This is a genomic window from Alloscardovia sp. HMSC034E08, assembly GCF_001813415.1.
GTDB classification, from domain to species: Bacteria; Actinomycetota; Actinomycetes; order Actinomycetales; family Bifidobacteriaceae; genus Alloscardovia; species Alloscardovia omnicolens.
Genome location: NZ_KV812468.1, coordinates 321,084 through 343,879, shown reverse-complemented (window position 1 = coordinate 343,879; position 22,796 = coordinate 321,084). Strand labels below are relative to the sequence as shown.

At 47.1% G+C, this 22,796-nt stretch carries 21 protein-coding genes and 1 tRNA gene; 7 read left to right on the top strand and 15 right to left on the bottom strand.

Annotated elements, in window-relative coordinates; genetic code table 11:
• The first annotated feature begins 37 nt into the window (after positions 1-37).
• Together HMPREF2909_RS03015 and HMPREF2909_RS03010 are read left to right on the top strand one after the other, a co-directional pair.
• Positions 38-3,001, top strand: coding sequence for a beta-glucosidase (locus HMPREF2909_RS03015; RefSeq protein WP_071415174.1), 2,964 nt, complete (start codon positions 38-40; stop codon positions 2,999-3,001).
• A 280-nt stretch (positions 3,002-3,281) separates the two neighbouring features.
• Complete coding sequence (locus HMPREF2909_RS03010) at positions 3,282-4,184, top strand: acyl-CoA thioesterase (RefSeq protein WP_373604528.1); 903 nt, start codon at positions 3,282-3,284, stop codon at positions 4,182-4,184.
• A gap of 41 nt (positions 4,185-4,225) precedes the next feature.
• Here the strand turns inward: HMPREF2909_RS03010 and HMPREF2909_RS03005 are convergent, their stop codons facing one another.
• The 11 genes from HMPREF2909_RS03005 to HMPREF2909_RS02955 all read right to left on the bottom strand — a co-directional run bounded on the left by HMPREF2909_RS03005 (position 4,226) and on the right by HMPREF2909_RS02955 (position 16,526).
• Positions 4,226-5,140 (bottom strand): hypothetical protein, encoded by a 915-nt coding sequence (locus HMPREF2909_RS03005; RefSeq protein ID WP_084797225.1) that lies wholly within the window; start codon positions 5,138-5,140, stop codon positions 4,226-4,228.
• The gene (locus HMPREF2909_RS03000; RefSeq protein WP_071415171.1) at positions 5,140-5,604 is read right to left on the bottom strand and encodes a DUF3180 domain-containing protein; all 465 of its coding nucleotides are present in this window, start codon (positions 5,602-5,604) and stop codon (positions 5,140-5,142) included. The genes HMPREF2909_RS03005 and HMPREF2909_RS03000 overlap by 1 nt, the downstream gene beginning before the upstream one ends.
• On the bottom strand, positions 5,601-6,575 hold the full coding sequence (folK, locus tag HMPREF2909_RS02995; RefSeq protein ID WP_071415170.1) for a 2-amino-4-hydroxy-6-hydroxymethyldihydropteridine diphosphokinase: 975 nt from the start codon (positions 6,573-6,575) through the stop codon (positions 5,601-5,603). Before folK ends, HMPREF2909_RS03000 begins: the two co-directional genes overlap by 4 nt.
• A gap of 35 nt (positions 6,576-6,610) precedes the next feature.
• A complete protein-coding gene (gene folP / locus HMPREF2909_RS02990; protein WP_071415169.1) occupies positions 6,611-7,477 on the bottom strand; it encodes a dihydropteroate synthase in 867 nt (288 codons plus the stop codon).
• 117 nt (positions 7,478-7,594) lie between these two features.
• Positions 7,595-8,170, bottom strand: coding sequence for a GTP cyclohydrolase I FolE (folE, locus tag HMPREF2909_RS02985; RefSeq protein WP_021617811.1), 576 nt, complete (start codon positions 8,168-8,170; stop codon positions 7,595-7,597).
• Positions 8,163-10,433 (bottom strand): ATP-dependent zinc metalloprotease FtsH, encoded by a 2,271-nt coding sequence (ftsH, locus tag HMPREF2909_RS02980; RefSeq protein WP_084797223.1) that lies wholly within the window; start codon positions 10,431-10,433, stop codon positions 8,163-8,165. The genes folE and ftsH overlap by 8 nt, the downstream gene beginning before the upstream one ends.
• A 169-nt stretch (positions 10,434-10,602) precedes the next feature.
• Positions 10,603-11,157: a hypoxanthine phosphoribosyltransferase gene (gene hpt, locus HMPREF2909_RS02975; RefSeq protein WP_021617809.1), complete on the bottom strand. Its 555-nt coding sequence runs from the start codon at positions 11,155-11,157 to the stop codon at positions 10,603-10,605.
• Positions 11,144-12,232 carry a tRNA lysidine(34) synthetase TilS gene (gene tilS, locus HMPREF2909_RS02970; RefSeq protein ID WP_071415168.1) on the bottom strand — a complete coding sequence of 363 codons (1,089 nt, stop codon included), beginning with the start codon at positions 12,230-12,232 and terminating at the stop codon, positions 11,144-11,146. Before tilS ends, hpt begins: the two co-directional genes overlap by 14 nt.
• Positions 12,233-13,690, bottom strand: a complete 1,458-nt coding sequence (dacB, locus tag HMPREF2909_RS02965) for a D-alanyl-D-alanine carboxypeptidase/D-alanyl-D-alanine endopeptidase (protein WP_071415167.1) — start codon at positions 13,688-13,690, stop codon at positions 12,233-12,235.
• Positions 13,680-14,954, bottom strand: coding sequence for a glycosyltransferase family 2 protein (locus HMPREF2909_RS02960; protein WP_071415166.1), 1,275 nt, complete (start codon positions 14,952-14,954; stop codon positions 13,680-13,682). The genes dacB and HMPREF2909_RS02960 overlap by 11 nt, the downstream gene beginning before the upstream one ends.
• 54 nt (positions 14,955-15,008) lie before the next feature.
• A complete protein-coding gene (locus tag HMPREF2909_RS02955) occupies positions 15,009-16,526 on the bottom strand; it encodes an AI-2E family transporter (protein WP_071415165.1) in 1,518 nt (505 codons plus the stop codon).
• A gap of 128 nt (positions 16,527-16,654) precedes the next feature.
• Here HMPREF2909_RS02955 and HMPREF2909_RS02950 point away from each other — a divergent pair, with 128 nt between their 5' ends.
• Entirely contained in the window at positions 16,655-17,515 is an 861-nt protein-coding gene (locus tag HMPREF2909_RS02950) for a glycosyltransferase family 2 protein (protein ID WP_071415961.1), read from the top strand.
• Between the two features lie 644 nt (positions 17,516-18,159).
• Here HMPREF2909_RS02950 and mtrA read toward each other — a convergent pair.
• Entirely contained in the window at positions 18,160-18,858 is a 699-nt protein-coding gene (gene mtrA, locus HMPREF2909_RS02945) for an MtrAB system response regulator MtrA (protein WP_071415960.1), read from the bottom strand.
• 147 nt (positions 18,859-19,005) lie between these two features.
• Here mtrA and HMPREF2909_RS02940 point away from each other — a divergent pair, with 147 nt between their 5' ends.
• The gene (locus HMPREF2909_RS02940; RefSeq protein ID WP_071415164.1) at positions 19,006-19,350 is read left to right on the top strand and encodes a hypothetical protein; all 345 of its coding nucleotides are present in this window, start codon (positions 19,006-19,008) and stop codon (positions 19,348-19,350) included.
• Here HMPREF2909_RS02940 and HMPREF2909_RS02935 read toward each other — a convergent pair.
• Positions 19,340-20,548: a MalY/PatB family protein gene (locus HMPREF2909_RS02935; RefSeq protein WP_071415163.1), complete on the bottom strand. Its 1,209-nt coding sequence runs from the start codon at positions 20,546-20,548 to the stop codon at positions 19,340-19,342. The genes HMPREF2909_RS02940 and HMPREF2909_RS02935 overlap by 11 nt on opposite strands.
• Positions 20,549-20,599: 51 nt before the next feature.
• Between HMPREF2909_RS02935 and HMPREF2909_RS02930 the strand changes: the two genes are divergently transcribed.
• From HMPREF2909_RS02930 to HMPREF2909_RS02920, 3 genes are all read left to right on the top strand, one after another.
• Complete coding sequence (locus HMPREF2909_RS02930) at positions 20,600-20,968, top strand: type II toxin-antitoxin system RelB/DinJ family antitoxin (protein WP_246815505.1); 369 nt, start codon at positions 20,600-20,602, stop codon at positions 20,966-20,968.
• Between the two features lie 2 nt (positions 20,969-20,970).
• Positions 20,971-21,156: a type II toxin-antitoxin system RelE/ParE family toxin gene (locus HMPREF2909_RS09815; RefSeq protein ID WP_210387856.1), complete on the top strand. Its 186-nt coding sequence runs from the start codon at positions 20,971-20,973 to the stop codon at positions 21,154-21,156.
• Positions 21,157-21,261: 105 nt separating this feature from the next.
• Positions 21,262-21,627 carry a hypothetical protein gene (locus HMPREF2909_RS02920; RefSeq protein WP_071415162.1) on the top strand — a complete coding sequence of 122 codons (366 nt, stop codon included), beginning with the start codon at positions 21,262-21,264 and terminating at the stop codon, positions 21,625-21,627.
• 44 nt (positions 21,628-21,671) lie between these two features.
• Here the strand turns inward: HMPREF2909_RS02920 and HMPREF2909_RS02915 are convergent.
• Positions 21,672-21,743, bottom strand: a tRNA-Glu gene (locus HMPREF2909_RS02915).
• Positions 21,744-21,827: 84 nt separating this feature from the next.
• Positions 21,828-22,667, bottom strand: coding sequence for a tRNA (guanosine(46)-N7)-methyltransferase TrmB (trmB, locus tag HMPREF2909_RS02910; RefSeq protein ID WP_148130790.1), 840 nt, complete (start codon positions 22,665-22,667; stop codon positions 21,828-21,830).
• Positions 22,668-22,796: the final 129 nt, after the last annotated feature.

Genomic DNA, 22,796 nt, shown 5'->3' with positions numbered 1-22,796 from the left:
AGTGAAGATGTGAAGACACAAATACCAAGGAGAGATTATGACTAAGAAGGCGAAGAAACAGCGTTTACCAATGCGCAACGGCTTCTTCCTGACTATTTGGATTCCTATTACTCTTATTTGCGCATTATTTGCCACTATTTTGTATGCTGGTTTGAATTTTGCCAGCGGCGCAATAGATGTTGCTGTGGGTGGAGGAACGTATACACCGAAGAACGGAAAGAACACGAAAGGCGCAGACCTCAACTTTTACCCGAAAAAGTATAAGAATATTAACGAAGCGATGGAAGCTTCAGGAAAAGTTACTCAAAAAATTGCTGATGAGGGCATGGTTCTGCTAAAGAACGATGGCAGCTTGCCTATGACCTCGCTAGGAAAAATCACTTTGATGGGACGTGGTGCAGCAGACCCTCTCTACGGTGGTACTGGATCAGGTCATACGAATACCGATACGGCTATTAATATTAAAGCCGGTCTTGAAAAAGCTGGATTTACAGTCAATCCTACGGTTTATAAGCAGCTCGACGCCTACGCAAAATCCCATGCCGCTAAAGATGGCGGACGCATTAATATTAGCTTTACTTTTAGTGGTTCCACATATCGCATTGGCGAAATGCCAGTGTCTAAATATTCCGCTGCATCTACAAAGTCTTTTGCTCAATATAATGATGCCGCAGTTGTCGTTATTGGTCGTACAGGTGGCGAGGGCGAAGATTTAACCACCGATATGAGCAAATGGGATGATAACTACACTCCTGGTCAGCATTCTTTGGAACTGAACAAGGATGAAAAAGACCAGATTGCATTAGCAAAACAGAACTTTAAGAAGGTTATTGTTGTTGTAAATTCTTCTCAGCCAATTGAGATGGGCGAGCTGCAGGATGATCCTCAGATTAATGCAATTATTAACTCAGGAACTCCGGGCGCTACTGGTTTCTTATCTCTTGGAGAGATTATTGCGGGTGCGTTGAACCCATCTGGTCACACGGTTGACACGTGGGCGCGCGATTTCACGAAGGACCCTACTTTCGTCAATATCGGTTCGAATGAGTACACAAACGCAGGTAAAATACGTTCCTTCTTTGTGAACTATGAAGAAGGTATTTATTCTGGCTACCGCTATTACGAAACTGCGGCTGCTGAAAACTTTATTAAGTATGATGAGGCAGTTGTATATCCATTTGGTTATGGATTGTCTTATACCACTTTTGATTGGTCTAATCCTCGTTACACGGTAGATAGCAAGAAAGGTACTATTACTGCTGAGGTTACCGTTACTAATACCGGTTCTGTGGCTGGTAAAGACGTGGTTGAACTCTTCTATTCCGCTCCTTATACCCACGGAGGTATTGAAAAGTCTGCAGTAAATTTGGGCGAGTTCGCTAAGACAAAGATGCTCAAGCCAGGCGAAAGCGACACTGTGAAAGCTACGGTAAAGATTGAAGATATGGCTTCGTACGACTATAAGAACGCTAAAGCCTATGTTCTCGAAGCTGGTGACTACACCCTAAGCTTGCGCACAAACTCGCACACTATTAAAAACGGTGTAGATACCTTCACCTATAACGTTCCAGAAACGATTACGTACTCTGGCAACAATCATCGTTCTAGTGATAAGAAAGCTGTAACCAATCAGTTTGATGAACTAAGCGCAGCTTTTGAGTCTGGACAGAAAACTCTCTTGTCTCGCGCCGATTTCGCAGGTACCTTCCCGCAAGTTCCTGATGATGCAGATAAAACTGCATCTGAGGAATTACTCAAGAAATTAAATAATTTTGAAACGGATATTACGAATTCCGTAATGGCAAAGGCAGAGAAAGCAGACGGTAAAACAATCAGCATGCCAACAACGGGAGCAAAGAATAATATTCAGCTTTCCGAGCTGCGCGGTCTGCCATACGACGACCCAAAGTGGCAGAAGTTCCTTGACCAGCTCAAGGTGAGCGAGATGGTTGACATGATTGATGACGGAGCATATGCCACTGATGCCGTAACTCGCCTCGGCAAGCCTCGCGCTGTTGATTTTGATGGTCCTGCAGGTTTCAGCTCCTTTATTACCAGTATTCATGGTTCTGCTTTCCCAACCGAAACTTTGATTGCTTCTACCTGGAATCGCGATTTGGCAGCTCAGATGGGTGATGCCATTGGAGAAGAAGGTCTGCAGCTGGGTATTAATGGTTGGTATGCTCCAGCAGTAAATACTCACCGCAACCCATTTGCTGGCCGAAACTTCGAATACTATTCGGAAGATCCAGTTCTCTCCGGTAAACTCGCCTCTGCCGTAGCAAGTGCTGCTATGAACCGTGGTATTGTAGTCTTCCTTAAGCACTTTGCTTTGAATGATCAAGAACAAAACCGTCAGGCTAATGGTTTGGATACATGGGCAGATGAACAAACTATTCGCGAAATCTACCTCAAGCCTTTCGAAATTGCTGTGAAAGAATCTTCTGCTCAAGTCAAGTATCAAGCTGAAGATGGTTCTATTCAAACCAGCGCTATCGGCTTAAACGGTATTATGAGCTCCTACAACCGTATTGGCGGAGTATGGGCTGGCGGCGATTGGCGTGTTCAAACAGCAGTGTTGCGCAACGAGTGGGGCTTCCAAGGCGCTGTTATTACCGATTTCGCTACGATTGCTTCCCCATACATGGTTCCTATGCAGGGTGTGGCTGCTGGATCAGACATCCAACTAACATGGCGCATTTTCGAACAGTTTAAGAATACAGATAATCCAACGGCTGTATATTTCTTACGCAAAGCTGCTCACAATGTCATGTTTGCAACAGCCAACTCCAGCTCGCTTAATGGCTATGCATATGGAGCAGGCACAACATGGCATGCTCCTTGGTGGCGCTGGGTTCAGTGGATTGGTACTGCAGTATTTGTTGCACTCACCTTGTTCCTCATCTACTGGATGGTTAAACGAGTTCGTCGAGTAAGCCCTATTCGTAGAGCATGGCGCGAACAGCGCAAAGCACTCAAGGCTGCTCGCAAGAATCAATAGAAGAATGAACTAATGGTGTGGCTTTTACCCGTGCTGGCAAGAGCCACACCTCATTCTCAGGAATTTCTCAGCTTTCTTTGGGGGTGTTATTCAGGTTTATGCGGTTATATATGAACATCAAGCAAGGTTGAACAACACCAGCACTGAAGTTCTTCCCCAAGAAAATTGAACCCCTTCTTCTTTTCTCTCTTTCTCTTATGAGTTCCTGTTGACTCCCCATGGAAGTCAACAGGAATTTTCATATAGCGAAACTACTGCAGGAGCTCCTACAATGACGCGTATGACTGATTCTTCTCTTGATCACATTCTTTCTGTTCTATCTCTCGATACTGTTGAACGCGATGAGACGCATACCGTTTTACGCGGCGAATCGCTCTATTTTCCAACCGGTCGCGTTTATGGAGGTCAAGTTATTGCTCAGTCTGTAATGGCTGCCAGCGCAACTGTAGATAATCGTTTACCTCATTCTGTGCACGGCTACTTTATGAGTGCGGGAGATATTAAGCAAGACGTACGCTTTGATGTAGAAAATCTGCGTGATGGTCGCTCGTTTTCTAGCCGCCGCGTAAACGTTACTCAAGAACAAGGCGCGATTTTAACGGCTATTGCCAGCTTCCAAACTCCCGGTCAGGAGGGCGTGGATTTCGCTGACCCCATGCCGGCGGTCGTGCCAGATCCAGAAACTTTACCGAGCGCCAAACAGCTTATGGCTCCGTTTGCTGAACACTCTCCTTTTGCGCATTACTATGCCACGCAATCGCCTTTCGATATTCGTCATGTTACGCCAAGTGTTCTTTTAGGACGACCGAGTACCTCCTCCTCTGAACCGCATAATCGCTCAGGCTTTCAGATGGTATGGATGAAGATTGACGGTGAAGTTCAGGTGGATCAAACCACTCATCGTGCTTTACTTGCCCTTGGTTGCGATCAGCTTATGCTTGAACCGATTTTCCGTCGAGCAGATTTAAGCTTAACCACTCCTGGTATGCATTTTGCAAGCTTAGATCATTCCATGTGGTGGTATCGCAATGTAGATATGAACGAATGGCATTTATATGTGCAAGATACACCAACAGCAGCTCATGGACGTGGCTTAAGCCAAGCAAAAGTATACGATACACACGGCAATCTCGTAGCAGCAATGGTTCAAGAAGCTATGGTGCGCGTGCCAGAAAATAAATAACCTTATAGAAAAGGAGGTGAGTTTTTTCACCTCCTTATTTCTTAAGCTCGTTTATCTAAAACATTCGCTAAATGCAAAGCAGTTCCCGTGCTATGCGCTGGAATATAGCCTTCATCATCTTCGTCGAGATTATCTTGAGGAGTAATAAACGCTTCGACCAGTGTTTCACGTGCGACCTCGTCGGTTGTGCCCGCTACTTGACGAATCCACTGCACAAAATGCTCATCGTCTGGGAAAACAAGCATATTAGAATCGCCCATAAGAGCAGCAATATCGCCATAGCTTGGATAATCGCAGTTCGCCGTAGCAGCATTCTCCTGCTGCTCTACGAGGGCAATAATCGCTTCATCATCTGCATGAGTTTCACGCATAAAATCCCATAATGCTCGCACACCGTGAATAGCCGTAAACGGATCTTTGCGAGGGTTCGAGCGTGAGTATACGTTAAAAACGAACCAAGCCTGAGGATGAACCGTCACGTTTTTATATGCTTGGTTTTTCTTCCAATTATGACTTTTACGCACGTTGGTAATAGAGTCAGTTAGGGACTGCTCTAATAATTTTTCTGTACGTTCAGATAGAACTGACCATAAAGCTCGAGCATCCTTGAAACGTCGCGCATTACCCGAACCGTCTGCAGCTACGCGCGCGGCACGTTGAGCAAGATTTTTTACGCTCGTTACGGAATAATCAGCGTTCTCTTCAGACGTAGTATCGGTAACGCCCACTTCCTTGTGTGCGTTATCTGCGCTTGCATTTTCTTCTACAAGCGTCATTACATCAATAAAGAGGTTACGACGATTATTAACTAATCGGTCGGCTCCCAGAGGGTATTGCTCTTGCTGGGTGTAGCTGTGGAAAAGCTGCCACGTCGGATTGCGTTTACCGGCGGGCACTGTGCTTAACCACAGTTCAATATTCTTCGTGCCTGCTGGCACGCGCAACTCAAAATGCATTATTTACTATCCTTTTCCTCACCTGTTGGTGGCATAAGGCACCAGATTTCGCTTATTACTCCTAATCCTACGTCAATCAAGCATGCGATGGCAGCCATAGCAGTTTCCCAGGAAACGCTTGCGAAATACGATACATCAGCATGTTGAATAACCACAACAAAAATACCTACATACCAGCCAAGCAACGTGGCTGCTGTACATCCCACAGCTTGAGCCATAACGAGCGTATTAACGCTACGCTCAGGAGGCATTTTGGAAATCTTACCTTGAGCGAACTGATGAACTTGCCATGCTGACCACGCCACCACAGCTCCCACACCCATAATAGAAGCACTCACATACCACGGAGCACTCACCATAGAGGAGGCATGATGCGTCATAAGCGTGGCGACAATCAAGCCAAGGAGAAAGCCAATCAAGGCAAGAAGTGGATAATACCACCACGGAGTACGCCGTGCTTTCATGCGATGCCTCCTAAAATCCAATCCGTTGATTCTAACTCTAAACCATCAGCATCAGGTGTTGATTCAACCAGTTCAGCCACTACTCCACCGTGATTACCAGGAAGCACAGCGTTTGGATTCACATCCAGCCACGGACGTAATACGAAAGCGCGCTGCCATGCACGAGGGTGAGGCAAAGTTAAGCCTGGATTATCGCTTGTAAAACCATCAAAATCAATAATATCAAGGTCGAGTGGACGCGAATCCCAATGCACGTCGCGAGTTCGCCCATGGGCTGCTTCAATCATGTGCAAAGATTCGAGAAGCTGCTGAGCATCCAATGTTGTGCTTAGTTCCACTACTGCATTAAAAAAGTCGGGCACATCTCCAGGAACTCCCCACGGTTTTGTGCGATACAGTGCAGAAATCCCCGTTATTTGATTTCCAGCCACAGCATCCATTGCCACGATCGCGGTGCGGAAGGTTTGAGGAACATCCCCGAGATTACCACCCAAAGCAATAACCGCGGTATGCACACGTGGTTGCTGATCATCGTCAGCAGTGTGTGATCCCTGCTCACGCTGTTGCGCAGTATATAACGAGGCTGCTGTAGGAGTGCTCTGCTCCTCATAGTCACTTTGTGCGCGTTCAATCGTAACCGAAACATCGCCAAAATCTTGCTCAATAGGAGCCTGAGGCTTATGCACAGTTACTATCGTTTTCTTTACTCGCCACGAGAGCAAAATACTATCGGCAATACGCTGTGCTAAACGCTCAATCAAATCACAATGCTCACCGCGAATCACAGATACAATACGATCTGCAATCTGAGCGTAACTAACAGTATCAGCTAAATCATCACTACAAGAAGCATCAGATAAATCCATATACAACACAGCATCCACCACAAAAGGTTGTGGTTGAGCGTGTTCGAAGTTGAGAACACCGTGTGTTCCTTCTGCTCGCACGCCAGTAAGTGTTATATAGTCCATTGCTCCTCGCTTTTCTGCCTTGAGTCTGAGTACTTTTACTCGGCGTGCGCGCTCTCACGCACCACTTGCACTGCTAAACGGTTGCGCGGCACATCATGCACACGAACAGCCCATGCTCCCTGCTGAGCGGCAACAACAGTCAGGCTTGCTGTTACGCCATCGCGAGCGGCTTCGCTATCGCTCAATCCTGCCCGTTGCACAAGCTGAGCTACAAAACGCTTGCGTGAGGCTCCAATCAGCACTGGATACCCCATAGATGCAAAGACATGTGTCTGGTTAACAAGTGGCATATTATGCGCAATAGTTGGTTTAGAAAAGCCTAAGCCTGGATCAATAATAATGCGTTCAGAAGGCACACCTGATGCTTCTACAGCGCGAACTTGCTCAAGGAGTTCGTCATAAGTATCGCGCACAACGCCATGCTCATAATCTGTTGTTTTTGTCTCGCCCTCGCCATCGAGCCATGCGCGCCAATGTTGCACAATATACAAGCAATCGGAGTTAGCCACAACGCGCGCAATATCTGGGTCGAGCTGACCGCCGGATACATCGTTAATAATATGTGCACCCGCCTCTAAAGCTGCTTGAGCAACGCTTGCTCGGGTGGTATCTACACTGACTGCAATCTGAGGATAATGCTCAGTAACAGCGCGAACAGCCGTAACCACACGCTCTTTCTCTGTCTCTTCCGGCACGCGCACAGCTCCCGGACGAGTGGATTCAGCACCAATATCAATAATATCTGCGCCTTGCTCAATCATCAGCTGAGCATGAGCAAAAGCTTTATCTGCCTCAAGGTAACGCCCTCCATCAGAAAAGGAGTCCTCAGTAATATTCAAAACTCCCATAACCAAGGTTCGCTCAGCATGAAGTAGGTTATACAGTAATTCCTGACGATTCATAGTATCCCTTCTGTCATTTCCTTCTGCTTATCTTCTGCCGGCGTGCATACGGAGGCAATCTATGATTAAGGAGCCATAAGGCGTGTCTTTTACAATGCACTCTTAGCGCGTGAATATTTAACGCGCGTTTAAGATAAGACGCATAGCTTCAGCGCGTGTAGAGGAGTCACGCATAATACCGCGTACTGCTGAAGTAAGAGTATGTGCTTGACTTTTTTTGATACCGCGCATAGACATGCATAAATGCTCGCAATCCGTAACGACGATAACGCCTTGAGCATGTAACTCATTCACGAGAGCATCAGCCACCTGTTGGGTTAAACGCTCTTGCACTTGCGGACGACGCGCATACATGTCTACTAAGCGCGCAAGCTTAGACAAACCCACCACTTCCCCATTGCCTGGAATGTAGCCAATATGAGCTACACCATGGAAAGGAAGTAGATGATGTTCGCACACGGAGTAAATCTCAATATCGCGCACAAGAACCATTTCTTCTGTATCCACAGCAAAACGTTTGGCTAATACCTCGTCGGGATTAGAGTGCAGACCTGCAAAAAGCTCACGACCTGCACGGGCAATACGATCAGGAGTGTCAAGCAAGCCCTCACGTTCAGGATCTTCACCAATAGATTCGAGGAAAAGGCGTACGGCTTGACGTACGCCTTCCTCATTGTATTCGCCCTTACTCATCGAAGCCTTGCGCCTCATTCTGTTCAGCGTTCTGCTCAACAGTGTCCGAGGCAGTGTGCGCAGTTGCATCTGTATCCGCTGCAGTTTCTGACACGTGTGTTTCGCCAGTTTCTGCTGATGCGTCTCGTTCTGCTGATGAGTCTCGCGCGCCCGCCGTGGCATCCACCGCGACAGAACTGCGCAAATTCTCTGGAATAGCTACCGGCGCAATCTCAGAAACCACGCGGTTAGACGCCGACAGCCATTGTTCGCGCTGCGGTGCCTTCTTGAGTGGAGCGAAAATAGCCGCAAGCTCGTTCGCATCCAAGGTTTCTTTCTCCAAAAGCTGGCGTACCAGTTCGTCCAACACGTCGCGATTGTTCATAACAATCTCGTAGGCCTCGTCATGAGCAGTCTCAACGAGCTTTAATACCTCATCATCAATAATCTGTGCTGTATGCTCGGAGTACGTGCGTGGTTGCAACGAATCTAAACCACCTTGGTTCGACTCATCGCTCCACTTAATGGCACCCAACTTGTCGGAGAAACCGAATTCCACCACCATACGGCGAGCAATATTCGTGGCTTTCTCAATATCATTAGATGCACCCGTGGTTGGATCGTGGAAAACCACTTCCTCAGCCACGCGACCACCCATAGCATAAGCCATCTGATCGAGAAGCTGATTACGAGACTGGCTGAATCGGTCTTCTGTTGGCATCACAGCTGTGTATCCCAAAGCGCGGCCACGAGGCAGAATCGTAACCTTCGTTACAGGATCGGTGTGATGCAAAGCAGCAGCCACCATAGCATGACCACCCTCATGGTAGGCGGTATTGCGCAGTTCTTCCAAAGCCATACCATTGCTGCGACGACGAGGACCACTCATCACACGGTCAATAGCCTCATCAATAGCACGCGCATCAATCAAATCAGCGTTTTCGCGTGCTGTCAGCAAAGCAGCCTCATTGAGAACGTTTGCCAAGTCAGCACCGGTAAATCCAGGAGTCAGCACTGCCACACGATGCAAATCAACACCAGGAGCAAAAGGCTTGCCCTTAGCATGAACCTTCAAAATATCTTCGCGCCCCTTCAAATCAGGAGCTTCTACAGCCACCTGACGGTCAAAACGACCAGGACGAGTCAGGGCGGAATCCAACACATCTGGACGGTTCGTCGCGGCAATAATAATAATATTGTCTTCTTTATCGAAACCATCCATCTCAACTAACAGAGCGTTCAAGGTCTGCTCACCAGCGCCGCTACCATTAGCAGAAGCGGACGAACGGCGGCGACCCATCGCATCAATTTCATCAATAAAGATAATTGCTGGAGCGTTCTTCTTTGCCTCTTCAAAGAGTTCACGCACACGAGAAGCACCCAAACCAACGAAAACTTCTTCGAAGTCGGAACCCGCCATCGAGTAGAACGGCACGCCAGCTTCACCAGCAATAGCGCGAGCAATCAAGGTTTTACCCGTTCCTGGAGGACCGTAGAGCAGCAAACCGTGAGGAATGCGCGCGCCCAGCTTGCGATACTTGGTTGGATCCTTGAGGAAGTCTTTAATTTCTTCTACTTCAGTTACGGCAGCCTCTTCGCCCGCAACATCGGCAAACTTCGTCTTAGGAATATCTGCTTCCTGCAAACGCTTATTTTTATTGCCTCCCAGAGGGCCGAGCATACCGCCGCCCGCACCGTCTCCCAGGCGCGACATAATCCACCACATCATGCCGAAGAGCAGAAGGATTGGCAGCAAAGACGACAAAATGCCCATCCACGGATTACTAAACTGAATGTTTACATTGTATCCGTCTTTAATCTTGGACTTCTGAACGAGTTTGTTGAGCTCCTCGGCCTGTGCGGACGAGAAGTAGAACTGCACCTTCTTACCGTAGTTCTTTTCTGTTGGACCGAAAGCCTGCTGCTGAGACTTTGGCAATTTCTTCTTAAAGTCCTTCTTTAAGGTCAGCTTAACGGACTGATAGTTATCCGTAATTTCGACGCGCTCAGCTTGACCTTCTTTAATCAGAGAGAAACCGTCTTTTGTATCGATGCTTTGCACATCTGATTGATTGACAAAGAAAAAGACGCTGATTAAGAGAGCGCATACCAACGCCATCCACAGCCATGGACGCTGCCACCACTTTGAGTTATCGTCACCGTTACCGTTAGGTAAAGGAGGACCTAATGGCGAACCAGAATTATTATTCTTGTTATTCTTGTCGCCCGGGTTGCGTGGATCGCGTGGACCGCGTGGGGCAAACGGATTATTATTATCTGCCATATTCTGCCTTACTTCATGAGCACACTGTTCACTATACTCAACACTTTATGGTTTATACACTGGGCGTTCTAGTTGTTGCGCTGTATGTTGCGCAGGGCTTTTTGATGCTTCGCTCCACCTGCTAATCGACGATTTCGTAGCACAAGCGCTAACGCAACCTCTCGCGCAGTTACGCTTCGTATACCTCTGGTTTGAGCACAGCAATAGAATCAAGATTGCGATATTTCTCATCGTAGTCAAGACCGAAGCCTACAACGAACTCATCAGGAATAGTAAATCCCTTATATTTCACATCAACCTGAGCAATATGACGAGCAGGCTTTTCCAAAAGCGCAAAAACTTCTACAGAAGCTGCACCTCGGCGCTTGAGTTCGTCAATCAGCCACTCCAAAGTTAGTCCGGAGTCAATAATATCTTCCACAATCAGCACGTCACGACCAGCTACATCACAGCCTAAATCTTGACGCACTGTTATTGTGCCGGAACTTTGCGTACCTGAACCATAAGAAGACAGCGACATAAAATCAATCTCTACAGGAATACTCACAGCTTGAGAGAAAACTGACATAGTATTTACTGCTCCCTTAAGCACGGCAACGAGCAGAGGATACTTTCCTGCATAATCAGCAGATACCTCAGCTGCTACTTCTTGAATTTTATCGCTAATCTCCTGGCTGGAGATGAGTTCTTCGGCTATATCGTCACGTACATCAGAAATTTGCATAGTCACTATCTTTCCATAACTGAATGACCTCATACAGCTTATTCGCTACAAGAGGTGTAGAAATCTTCACAGTTTTCTTCTTCTGTTCTATCTGAGATAGCTCAAGAAGAGAAAAAATGGCTGATTGAGTTGGCCGAATGTTCAGATTTTCGAGTGCTGTAGCTAACACGCGGCGCTGGATGGCTGCCGGGAACGCGCGCAAAGCTCGGATTTTTATTTCGAGCACACCATTTTTTTCGCGCATAACACGATTGTATGCATCGTTTACCGCTTCGTGAATGATTTGCGCATCTTCGCGCGAGGATTGCGCGCTGTTAGCTAGGAGCTGCACAACATTACGCTTGGTTATGCGTGACAGGAGCGGGAGCACATCGTGACGGATGCGAGAACGCACAGGATAACTACTGTCGAGTTCGCCTTCTACATCCTGTCCGTTCGTGGGGTCATCCCAATAGCTCAGATTATATTCTTGGCATAGTCGCGTTGTGTCTTCACGCGAGAATTCCAGCAGGGGACGAACAAAACGCATATGGTGAATATGGCGTTCACGCGCGATTCCTGTGAGAGCTTCTGGCGAGGGCGTGCGCAACAACTTCATAAGGATGGTCTCTGCCACGTCGTTGCTGGTGTGAGCTACTAACACGCACGTGGCATTGAGTTCTTTGGCGGTGCTTGCTAAAGCCGCATAACGCGCATCGCGCGCGTCGGATTCGAGACCAGCGCGTGTGGAGGGAACGTTGATGGATACGATGCGCACGGGGGAAAGCCCAATGTGCGTGCACGTGCGGGCTGTGCGCTCGGCAACGCTGTGCGATGCTTCTTGAAGCTGATGGTTCACCACAACAGCGCCAACGTGGTAGCCACGTGGCGTTAAAGCTTCATGAGCTACGGCTGCGAGCGCGAGAGAATCCCTGCCACCTGAGCACGCCACAAGAACAAGCGGATGCTCCTGAGAAGAGCTGGGGCTGGCGCTGGCGTTCTGCGATTTATGCGAATCCACCGACTCCACTGTTTCTCGCACAGCTGCATTCACAGCCGCGCACGCCCAAGCTTTTAAATCAACTGCCTCTGCCATCTACAATGTCACCAAACCATCTACAAAAGTATTCATGGCTGGAAGAGCTTGTATAGCGCTTTCCCCGTTGACTATTACCACGAAAATGAGTGCTCCCCCATTGGTGCGCACCACGTTTCCGACTAAGGAGCGTACCCCTTCTAAGCTTCCTGTTTTCGCACGTACCAGACCGTTTGTTTCGACATTAAAAGCGCGATTGAGGAGGGTACCATTGTAGTGAGAAATTGGCATGCCGACGGCTGCATTCCATGTCAGTCCTGCTGTGTTTAGGTACGCAGATTGAACTTGAGCCAATAATTGTGGTGTAATTGCTGAGCCATCTCCCAAACCGCTGGTATCTGCCATCACTAAACCATCAGTAGAAATACCATGCTGCTTAAGCACACTCACCACAGCATCGGAAGCACCAGCATGCGTATTGTCATGTCCTGTGCGCAAAGCAAGTAAACGTCCTAAGAGTTGAGCCAAAGAGTTATCGGAATTAGTTAGCATCAATTGAATAATTTGCCCTAATGGAGCAGATTCTACCTGAGCAATATCAAAAGCTGATTCAGGCGCAGAAACTTGCGGAATGTTCTCATTAGTAAGTTTTATGCCTCGATTGGTAAGAGCTTGAGCAAAAATTTCTGCCGTACTAGCTGCCGGATTTGCATAACGCTGCGGATACCATGGGCCTTCTCCATCAGGATTAGCTGGCGGCTGACCATACCAGTTGCGCGCTTCATCCACAGCCATTGAAGACGTTTCCATCAGATTCGTATAGCCCTGATTCACTGGACTAGAAGCATTTTCTATCTCAGGCAAAGAATCATGATTAAACAAACTATCGTCATATTGCAGCGACACCTGCGTAATACCGCGCGATTGTAAAGCCTGTACAGTCTGGTCAGCTAAAGTAGCTAGGCCTGCTCGACCATTCACATGCTGTGCATCGTTTGCACCAGACCCCAGCAAAATATCTCCGCCACCTACCAAAGTAAGTGCAGCAGACGTGCTATCGCTGGACGACTTCTCCATTTTCACCGTGGTTTTTAATGTCTCTTGTGAAGGGAAAGTCACGCTTGCAGCATAGCCTACCAAAGTTTTTAGCGTAGAAGCTGGAGTAAGAGCATCACTGGCGTTCGCTGAGGCTACTTCTTTACCCGCCGTTGTTGCAATAAGAACTCCTGCTTTTACTCCTTGAGGTAGAGACGACATGAAATTATCGATTAACTCTTGAGCCTGTGAAGCGTTAATATCTTTATGCGCCACGCTTGCAACTGTTTGTTTGCCCACCTTTCGCACGCTACGCTGGGGATTGAGAGCTGCAATACTGCCTTCGCGATAAATACGCGAAATTCCAGAGATACTGCCAGGAACAATACCCGCAGCATCTGCCATAACGTATCCGCCAGCCAAACATAGAGTTGTTAGCGCGCTTAAACCAATCGTGCATGCGCGTTTAAGATTAGTTTTCACTGCGAGAACCCTCCTCCATAATCTGTTCAGCTGCACTTCCGCCTGCATGAGCAATCGGCTTCCACTGGCTCTTAGAGAAAATAGCTACAAAAGCAATAGGCACGTAACTAGCCATATAAATCGGGAAGCTGAGACTGTATGCCATTAATTCTGGAAGAGTAATATTCAATTTATCGCGTTCTACATAACCCGAGAAAGCTGCTAACAGCATCATGCCCACAAAACTGGTAAGCACAGACGATATCCAGCCGGTTAAACCTGCACTAATCGAGAACCAAGAAATATATCCTAAAGCAGCGTAAATAATACCCAAAACAAAGCGAATCAAAGAAATAACCATAAACGGGCAAACCATTAAAGTCATATCTATAGCAGAAAAATCTCGCTCTTTAATAGCCCACTGCATCATAACTTTCCCGTAGTAACGGAAAACTTCCAAATAACCCTTCGACCAGCGCACACGTTGCGTCCAACTGGTTTTGAAGTCAACAGGCTGTTCATCGAAAAACATAGCAGATCCGCAAAAACCAATACGGTCTCCATGCAAAATGCAATCCATGCTAAATTCCATATCTTCGGTGAGCAAATGGAATTTCCATCCGTCGTTGCGCTCCATGATGCGTCGCGAAAACATGAAACCTGTGCCTCCCACATGGCAGGACGTTCCCAAAGCTACGCGCGTCACGTTCAAAAAACGCGATTCGCGCACGAACCATAAAGCCGCTCCCGAGGAAACCCAGTTATCCGCCAAATTCACAGAATTTCGGTAACTAGTCAAAGCTTCAAAACCTGCCTGACGCGCTTTATTCATTTCGGCAATATAGTTTTTATCGAGCAGATTATCAGCATCAAAAATGAAGAACGCATCATAATTCTTCGCATCCCCGGTAGCCATCATCGTGCGCAACAAATATTGCAAAGCGTAGCCTTTACCCACCTGCGTCTGGTTAAAGCGCTCAATAACATGACAGCCCAAACTGCGCGCAAGCTGTGCTGTATTATCTGTGCAATTATCCGCCACAATCCACGTATCTATAAGTTCTTGCGGATACGTTTGGTTGTGAATGGAACGGATAAGATTGCCAATAACCGCTTCCTCGTTTCGAGCAGAAATAAGAACCGCATATCGCCTATTTTGTGGCACGTCACGGAAGGTTTGCGGCTTGACGAGCATGCCCACAATCACAATTCCCACTTGGTATACGATAGTAATAACGCCCAAGATGGTAATAATCAGGTCAAGGAACGACAGCAATCCATTCATGTATAGCTCAGTCCTTTGGTTACGGATACGTTTTTTCTGTGCGATTATTCAGGATTATTTGCGATTGTTCTCCTGATTATTTTTCGCGTTAAACCTCGAACGAGAACGCGCCGGCTTAGCAGGTTGAATAGGTGCAGCAGAAGAGGCTTGGGTTTTGCTCTTTGATTTCTTCTCGCTCTTTTCTTCAGACGCAGCTGAAGACGACATAGATTTACGCAAAGACATGGACTGTGGGATTGCTCCCGTGCTTTCTACAGACTCACGGAAGCGAATCAAATCTTCAGCAGTAATATGCTGCTCATCCGCATTCTTCGGACGAATCTGAACCATCATCGTCTCAGAAATCTTTTCTCCTGCAGCCTGCACGCTTTGTGCAATCTTAGAAGCCTTCACAGGCTTTGGATCATCAAGAAGTTCAGAATCAATTAGCTCATAACGCTTCAAATATGTGCTGAGCAATGCCTGGATGCTCGCAATAATCGGTAAAGCAAGGAAGCCGCCGAGCGCTCCCCACACAGCAGTAAAGGCAAAAACGCCCAGCAAGGAAATAGCAGGATTGAGATCCATAGTCGAGCGCGTAATCATTGGGCTTACGAGGTTGTTCTCAATCTGCTGATAGATAACAATAAACACAATAATGTACAGCGCCGGACGAATACCGTTGGTTCCCCACGCGAAAATAGCTGGAAGCGCGCCACCAATATAGGTACCAATCATTGGCACGAACTGCGAAATAATACCGCAAGCCATGGCAAGAGGCAGCCAGTTTGGCACGTGCAGAATAATCATGAAGATAGACAAGCAGATGGCGTTAATCACGGCCAAAACAATGCGCGAGTAGAGGAAGCCGGAAATCTGTTCCTGCACAACCGTCCAAGTAATAAGGAAGCGCTTTTGGGAATCCTCCGGCAAATAGTGGCAAATAACCTTGCGCATATTCGTGCCGTACGCGCTCATATAGTAGGTAACCAAGATAACCGTGAGCAGGTCGAGCATAGCGCCGAAAGCCGAGCCTGCAGTGTTGAGCGCTTGGCTGGCGAAAGAGCCAATGCTGTCGGTTTTAATACTTCCTAAAATCGTCCAACTCAGGTTCGAGATTGGTGGAAGCTCGTAGTCGAACTGACCATGCAACCACTGCCCCACTTGTGCGTACAGTCTCGGCAAACCCGACACAATGGAGACGAGCTGATTGACCATGAGGTTACCGAAAACGCCGATGAACGTGCCGATAAGAATAAAGAGGAAGAGAAGCGTAAGACCGGCGGATACGTTGCGCTTCCAACCCTTGGCGATGAGCCAGCGCACTACCGGCTCAATTGCGAACGCCACGAACAGCGATATGACAATATTGAGTAGCACGCTTTGAAGAGCAATCGCCGCATGCCATGCGAAGTAGCCAAGTGCAGCGGCCAGCAGCGCGTAGAACAGCGCGTGTTTATACCATTCTGGCGGGCGACGGCTATCGCCTTTGCGCGGGAAAATGGCCGCCAAGTCTGCAGATTCTTCGCGCTTTTGCGTGTTTTTCGTCTCTTGCGTTTCTTGCGTCTTGTGTGCTTCTCGTGCTTGGGTCATAGTGCATATTATTCCACCTGCCCCAAACACGAGCGAAGGACGTTTATGAGCACTCTTATGAGCACGAGCTACGCCCGTTTTCGCGCCCGTTTTCGCGCAAATAGCCTCGTTCTACTACTATGGGCAGTATGCTTTCTGTTTCTATTGTTATTCCTACGTGGAACGAGTCGCGCCGCATTCTTTCGTGTCTGCGCAACGCAACTACCCAGACAATGCCCGCGCACGAGATTATTGTGGTCGATAACCGCTCCACAGATAATACGCGCGCGCTCGTTGAGCAATTTATTGCCGAACATCCGGGAACGAATGTGCGCTTAACCGAGCAGAACGAGGCGCAAGGACTCATTCCGACGCGCAACAAGGGTTTAGATATGGCTTCGGGCGATATTGTGGCGCGTATCGACGCGGACTGCATGCTCAAGCCGAACTGGGTAGAGATAGTGAGTGCCTTTTTCGAAGCGCATCCTGGCACTGCGGGCGTTACTGGTTCTGTGTGTTACTACGATATGCCGTTGCCTCCGATTGGCATGTTTTTTGACGGTTTAGTTCGCGAGAAACAGTACAGCGCCGACGGTATGCCGCTTCTTTTCGGCTCGAATATGGCGATGCGCAAAAGCGCGTGGGAAACGATTCGTCCGCTCGTGTGTGAGGATCGCGAAGACGTTTTCCATGAAGATATTGATTGCAGTCTGCACCTTTTTGATGCCGGCTTAACCACTCAGTTTTGCGCTAACCTCGTTGTGGCTGCCAGTGCGCGCCGCATGGGAACAAAACATGACTCTTTTAAGGCGTATATGCGCCGCTTCCAGACCACTTTTGATGCGCATCCAACGCATGGGCGCGACGGCTTCCCTGAGCGCACGCTGTTAAAGCTGTATCCTTTGCTCAATACTATGCATCACGTGTATGGCGCATGGTGCTCCATTTTTAAGATCGACACCCCTGAACTCGTATGGAAGAGTTTTAGGCGCAAAGTCGGTCTGAATTGAGAGAAAGAAAGAACCATAACAGATCCAGTGAATCAGCCACAGCAGCCTGTGCAGCCAGCTCCTGCTCAGCCGGCGCCAAGCAATCCTGGAGAGATTCCTAACCCGCTGAACACACAGTTTAACCAGGAAAGCGCGGAAGCGTTTACCAACTTTGTGAACTGTGCTGCTCCGTTTTTGTTGGACTGTATCGTGAGTAATCGTAACAGGTTGATAATAGATTGTTCCGTCCGTATCTGCATTCACACGAGCATGCATGTCTTCTGAAATAAGCGACACGTGAGATGGCTCAGTAGAAACTGGAATAATTTCACGTCCAGCGGCGTTACGACTCCATAAGTACACACCTACTAAGCTTGGAGAAGCATCTTGCTGAAGCATGGATGCAACATCGTTAGCAAGTTGCTGATACTGCACGAGATCAGTAGAGTCTGCTGAATTAATTACTTTTTTCGCTTCAACTAGCCGATCAGAAAAATCTCGTTGAGATTCCTGCGATACCTGATTGAGTACAGAAGAACGCACGAGAAGCATGGATCCAACAGATAGAAGAACTGCAATAGCAAAAAACGCAATTACAACCACACTGACCATGCGCGCCTGTAGAGAGGTGCGCATGGGTAAGAAAAAACCTTTGAATGCGGTGTTCACTTGATATTCTCACTTGATGTGCAGAATTTGTAGCCAATACCTCGCACTGTGTGAATGAAGTCGGGATGTTCCGGGTCTTTTTCCACCTTTGCACGAAGTCGTTGAATATGTACACTAACCAAGCGCGTATCACCAGCATCCGCATATCCCCACACCTCTTTGAGTAAGGTAGTTCGAGAGATAACTTCGTTCTCATTAGAAGCCAGCAGGAAGAGTAAATCGAATTCGAGTGGGGTTAAGTTCGCATTATGCCCATAAACGCTCACTGTATGTTGCGAACGATCCATAACTAAACCGTCTCGCTCTATATGAGCTAGATTATAAGCTTCTTGATTACCTGATTGATGTGTAATACGACGCAATCTAGTGCGAATACGGGCTAAAAGTTCTGCCACTTTAAATGGCTTAGACACATAGTCATCTGCACCAGCCTCCAAACCTTCAACCACAGCCATTGTGTCTGATTTTGCAGTCAACATAATAATGGGAACAACCGAGACTATGCGTATCTTCTGCGCAACCTCCACTCCTGTAAGACCCGGTAACATCACGTCTAAGAGCACAAGATCGGGCTGAATAAGTGGGAAAAGTTCAACGGCGCGTAAACCATCATGGCACACAACTGCACGAAAACCTTCGCCCTCCAGCACTATTGACAGCATCTCAGCCAAGGCTTGGTCGTCATCAACAATCATGATGGTGTACTGGCATTCATTGTCTCGATGCTTCACTGCACTTCTCCTCGTAGTCACGCTCTCATAACGCACTATATGTTAGCGTTCACAATTTTTCAGTATAACATTGTATTTTTACTGTTTAAGAAGATGAAGTAGACTTGTGCTATGAAATTACTCTCATGTCCAACGAAGGACTCGCTCATAAAAATAGCCGCGCTCGTCGCGTTTTTCTGGCTACTGCCGGCACTTACAATGCTTATTCCCGACTCCACTTCGCTGATTATCGCACTTCTACTTCTCCTCTTTCCCCTACTTACGCTTGCACTCGCCCTGCACGATGGCGCCACCCACGGTCTAAGCATATGGTGGCTGCTCGCACCGGCCGTCGGCTTCCTAACCACTGTTTTCGTCTTCTACAACGAAAGCGCTCTCGTATACGCTATTGCCTACGCAGTTATAGGCTGTATAGGCAATAGTATCGGCTCGCTTATCCGTTTATTTATGCGTTAAAAACATGATTACTCAGCCTCTTGAGCGCTTCGTTAAGGAGCTGTTCAGGTAAGGCTACATTCATACGAATATGGCAATCGCCGTGGAATGGTCGTCCATCTTGCCAACCAACTCCCATACGCCATCCGGCTTCCAATAACTCATCAATGCTTTTGCCGTACTTCTTACACCATGCTGTAGCATCAAGCCAGAGCATATATGTGCCCGCTGAGTTCGCGATACGGATTTCTGGAGCTACACGCGCAAAGAATTCGCGAGTGCGCTTAACATTTGCAGCCATAACTTCGTTCAGCTCAGTTACCCACTGTGCACCTTCAGAACTGTACGCGCCAATAAGAGCATGAATTGAAAGCACGTTCGCATCATTGTAATGAGGTCTTTTACCTGATTCTTCCACTTTCGCGCGCAACTGATCGTTGTAAATAATGTGGTAAGCGCCAACAATTCCCGCAATATTAAAGGTTTTACTTGGAGCGTAAAGAGCTACCGTACGGTTGCGTGCATCCTCGCTGACTGATTGCGCAGGAATATGCGTGCGTCCTGGATGAATAATATCTGACCAGATTTCATCGGATACAACGATGCAATCATGCTTGGCATAAATAGCCATAGCTTTTTCGATTTCCTCGCGATGCCATACGCGGCCTGTTGGGTTGTGTGGAGAGCAGAAAATCGCTACTTTTGCGCCACTTTCTGTCAGCACGCGATCCATATCGTCATAATCCATGTGATATACATTGTTTTCATCAGCAGTTAAAGTAGAATGCACAATCTTGTAGCCGGCAGCAGTTAAACAGCTCGTAAAACCGATGTATGTTGGCGAATGAACTAGAACAGCGTCCCCTGGCTTACAGTACGCAGAAACAGTGGAAATCAATCCTCCAAGCACGCCGTTTTCGTAACCTATATGTTTATCGTCAAGATTACTCACGCCATTATGCGAGCGCTGCCAATCTTTAATAACATCAAAGTATTTCTGTGGTGGCAGAAAATAACCAAAAATCGGATGCTCTAAACGTTCCTGAATAGCACTGACTACAGCCGGTGCAGTAGCAAAATTCATATCTGCTACCCACATTGGAATAGTGCTAAAACCTTCCTGTGGCGCTTTTGGAACACCTTCTATCTGACCAATTGCATCTACTGCAAGAGCATCCTTGCCATGACGGTCGTAAATAGTCGTAAAATCGAATGCCATTGCGTTCTCCTTTTTTGATTTTTCTTACTTGTCTTAAGCGTACTCGCACGGGTGCAGGAGATAATACGTAACACAAAGGTTTCATTTTGTATACAAAACGTATACAACAGATATTATCTACAAGGAGGTTATTATGGCAAAGACATCAAATATCAACGTTCGCATGGAACCAGCAATAAAAAACAAGCTGAGGAGCTCTTCGGAAGTTTTGGAATATCAGTAACAGATGCGATTAACATATTTATTCACACATCATTGCTTGAAGGAGGATTTCCATTCGCAATTAAACAACCCAGATATAACAAAGAAACAGAAGCCGCAATGGTAGAAGCGCGGCGGATTATGTCTGGAGAAATCCCAGCCAAAAGATACACAAGCATTGAAGATCTTCTTTCTGATATTGAGAATGAAGATGATTAGTAATGCTAGATATTATTGCTTCACCACAATTCCGCCGAGGCATCAAAAAGATGACAAAAAGGGGTGCGGATATGCATTTACTGGACACAATCCTTAGAAAACTCAGTAAAGGAATACCTCTAGACCCCCACCATAAGGGCTACGCTTTAACAGGAAACTACAAAGGTTTTCGCGAATGTCACATCTAACCCGACTGATTACGTATATACGCCATCGATGATGAGAATCTTATTCTTGTAGCATCGAGAACAGGGACGCATTCCGACTTATTCTAAAAGTGCTACAGTTAAGTTATGAGTAACCCAACGAAGCGTACATGGATATTTTTTGTAGCTCTTGTAATCTCATACGGACTATTAGAACTGCTCAACGATTTTCTTCAAAAGCGAAGCACCCCCGGAACTTTGATGTTTCTGCCGTTCCTCACTTTGTTTTTACCGATTGATAGCTTCCTTATTCCTTTTATTGATGGCTTTATGAACGGATTATGCTTCTGGTGGATCGTGGTAGCAATAATAAGCGCTCTCACCGTTCTGTGGATTTATTATGGATCCAACATGGTGCTCTTCGCATGGCTTTATGGCGGTTTTGCACTTTTGGGAGCAGCAGCAGGAACAGCACTTAGGCATTTTATTCGCGCACGGAAACAGAAAAAATGAGAAAATGGAAAAAGGCTTCAGAATCATCTGAAGCCTTTTATTCGTACCCCCGGAGAGAATCGAACTCTCGTTGTCAGAGTGAAAGTCTGATGTCCTAACCATTAGACGACGGGGGCCAACTTGATTCATATTAACGACTACTCTTCAACTACGCAACTTTTTCATGCGCTCGGCGTGTCGTTATGCTTTATCAAGCTTTATCACACGCGCCGGTACGTAAAATCATGAATAACACGACCAGCGTCTAAACCTTTTTTCTCAAAATTAGTCAGAACTCGTCCCTCAAAACGTTCGGACTCACTAAAATCAGCGTGTGGTAACTGCGCAGCTAAATCAGCAGTACCCTTACTCACATGCTCAGTCGCCAAACTAACCGTTTTCTCGCCATCGTTCGCAAAATCCGCGCGAGCATCCATCACTTCATGCACATGCAAAGCGTAATCATCAATATCTGTAGCAATTCGCCAGACGCCATCATCCTTCAAAGCAGCATGCACAGCCTGAGCCAAACTATCTTGCACAATACGACGCTTATGATGCTTTGTTTTCGGCCAAGGATCTGGGAAGAAAGTCCACACTTCACTCACAACGCCCGGTTCAAAAGCGCTAAGCAATTCAGGAGCATTCACCTGGACCATGCGCAAGTTTCGCAACTCATTTTTACCCGCCATTAAAACCGTATGCGCCACGCCAGGGGCATACACCTCAACACCAATAAAGTTGTCTTGCGGATGAGCAGCGGCTGCGGCCACAATATTTTCACCCTGCCCAGTTCCAATCTCTACGATTACCCGACCATCAACCTGAAATCCTTCACCCCAGGCCTGAGCCAAGAAATCACAGGAAATACGCACAGTATCGGCAACTCCCAAAACATATTCGCCTTTATCTAAGCGAAGAACATAGTCATCGGCATACGTATTCCATGCGCGCTCTAAACGCGCATCCAAAGTGGACGAACGACGCACGAACGAAACTACCGAACGACGACGAGCATTATTGCGCTCGCCTTTTTCCATCTCAGTCATGTAGCACTCCATATAAATCAGAAAAATCTCAAGAAAAACACAACTTAGTCAAGCATAATATAGAATCCGCGCTATAATAAAAGTGTCATAAATGAACATGTACGCACATAAGTGCACATGTCTCTATACAACTCAATATTC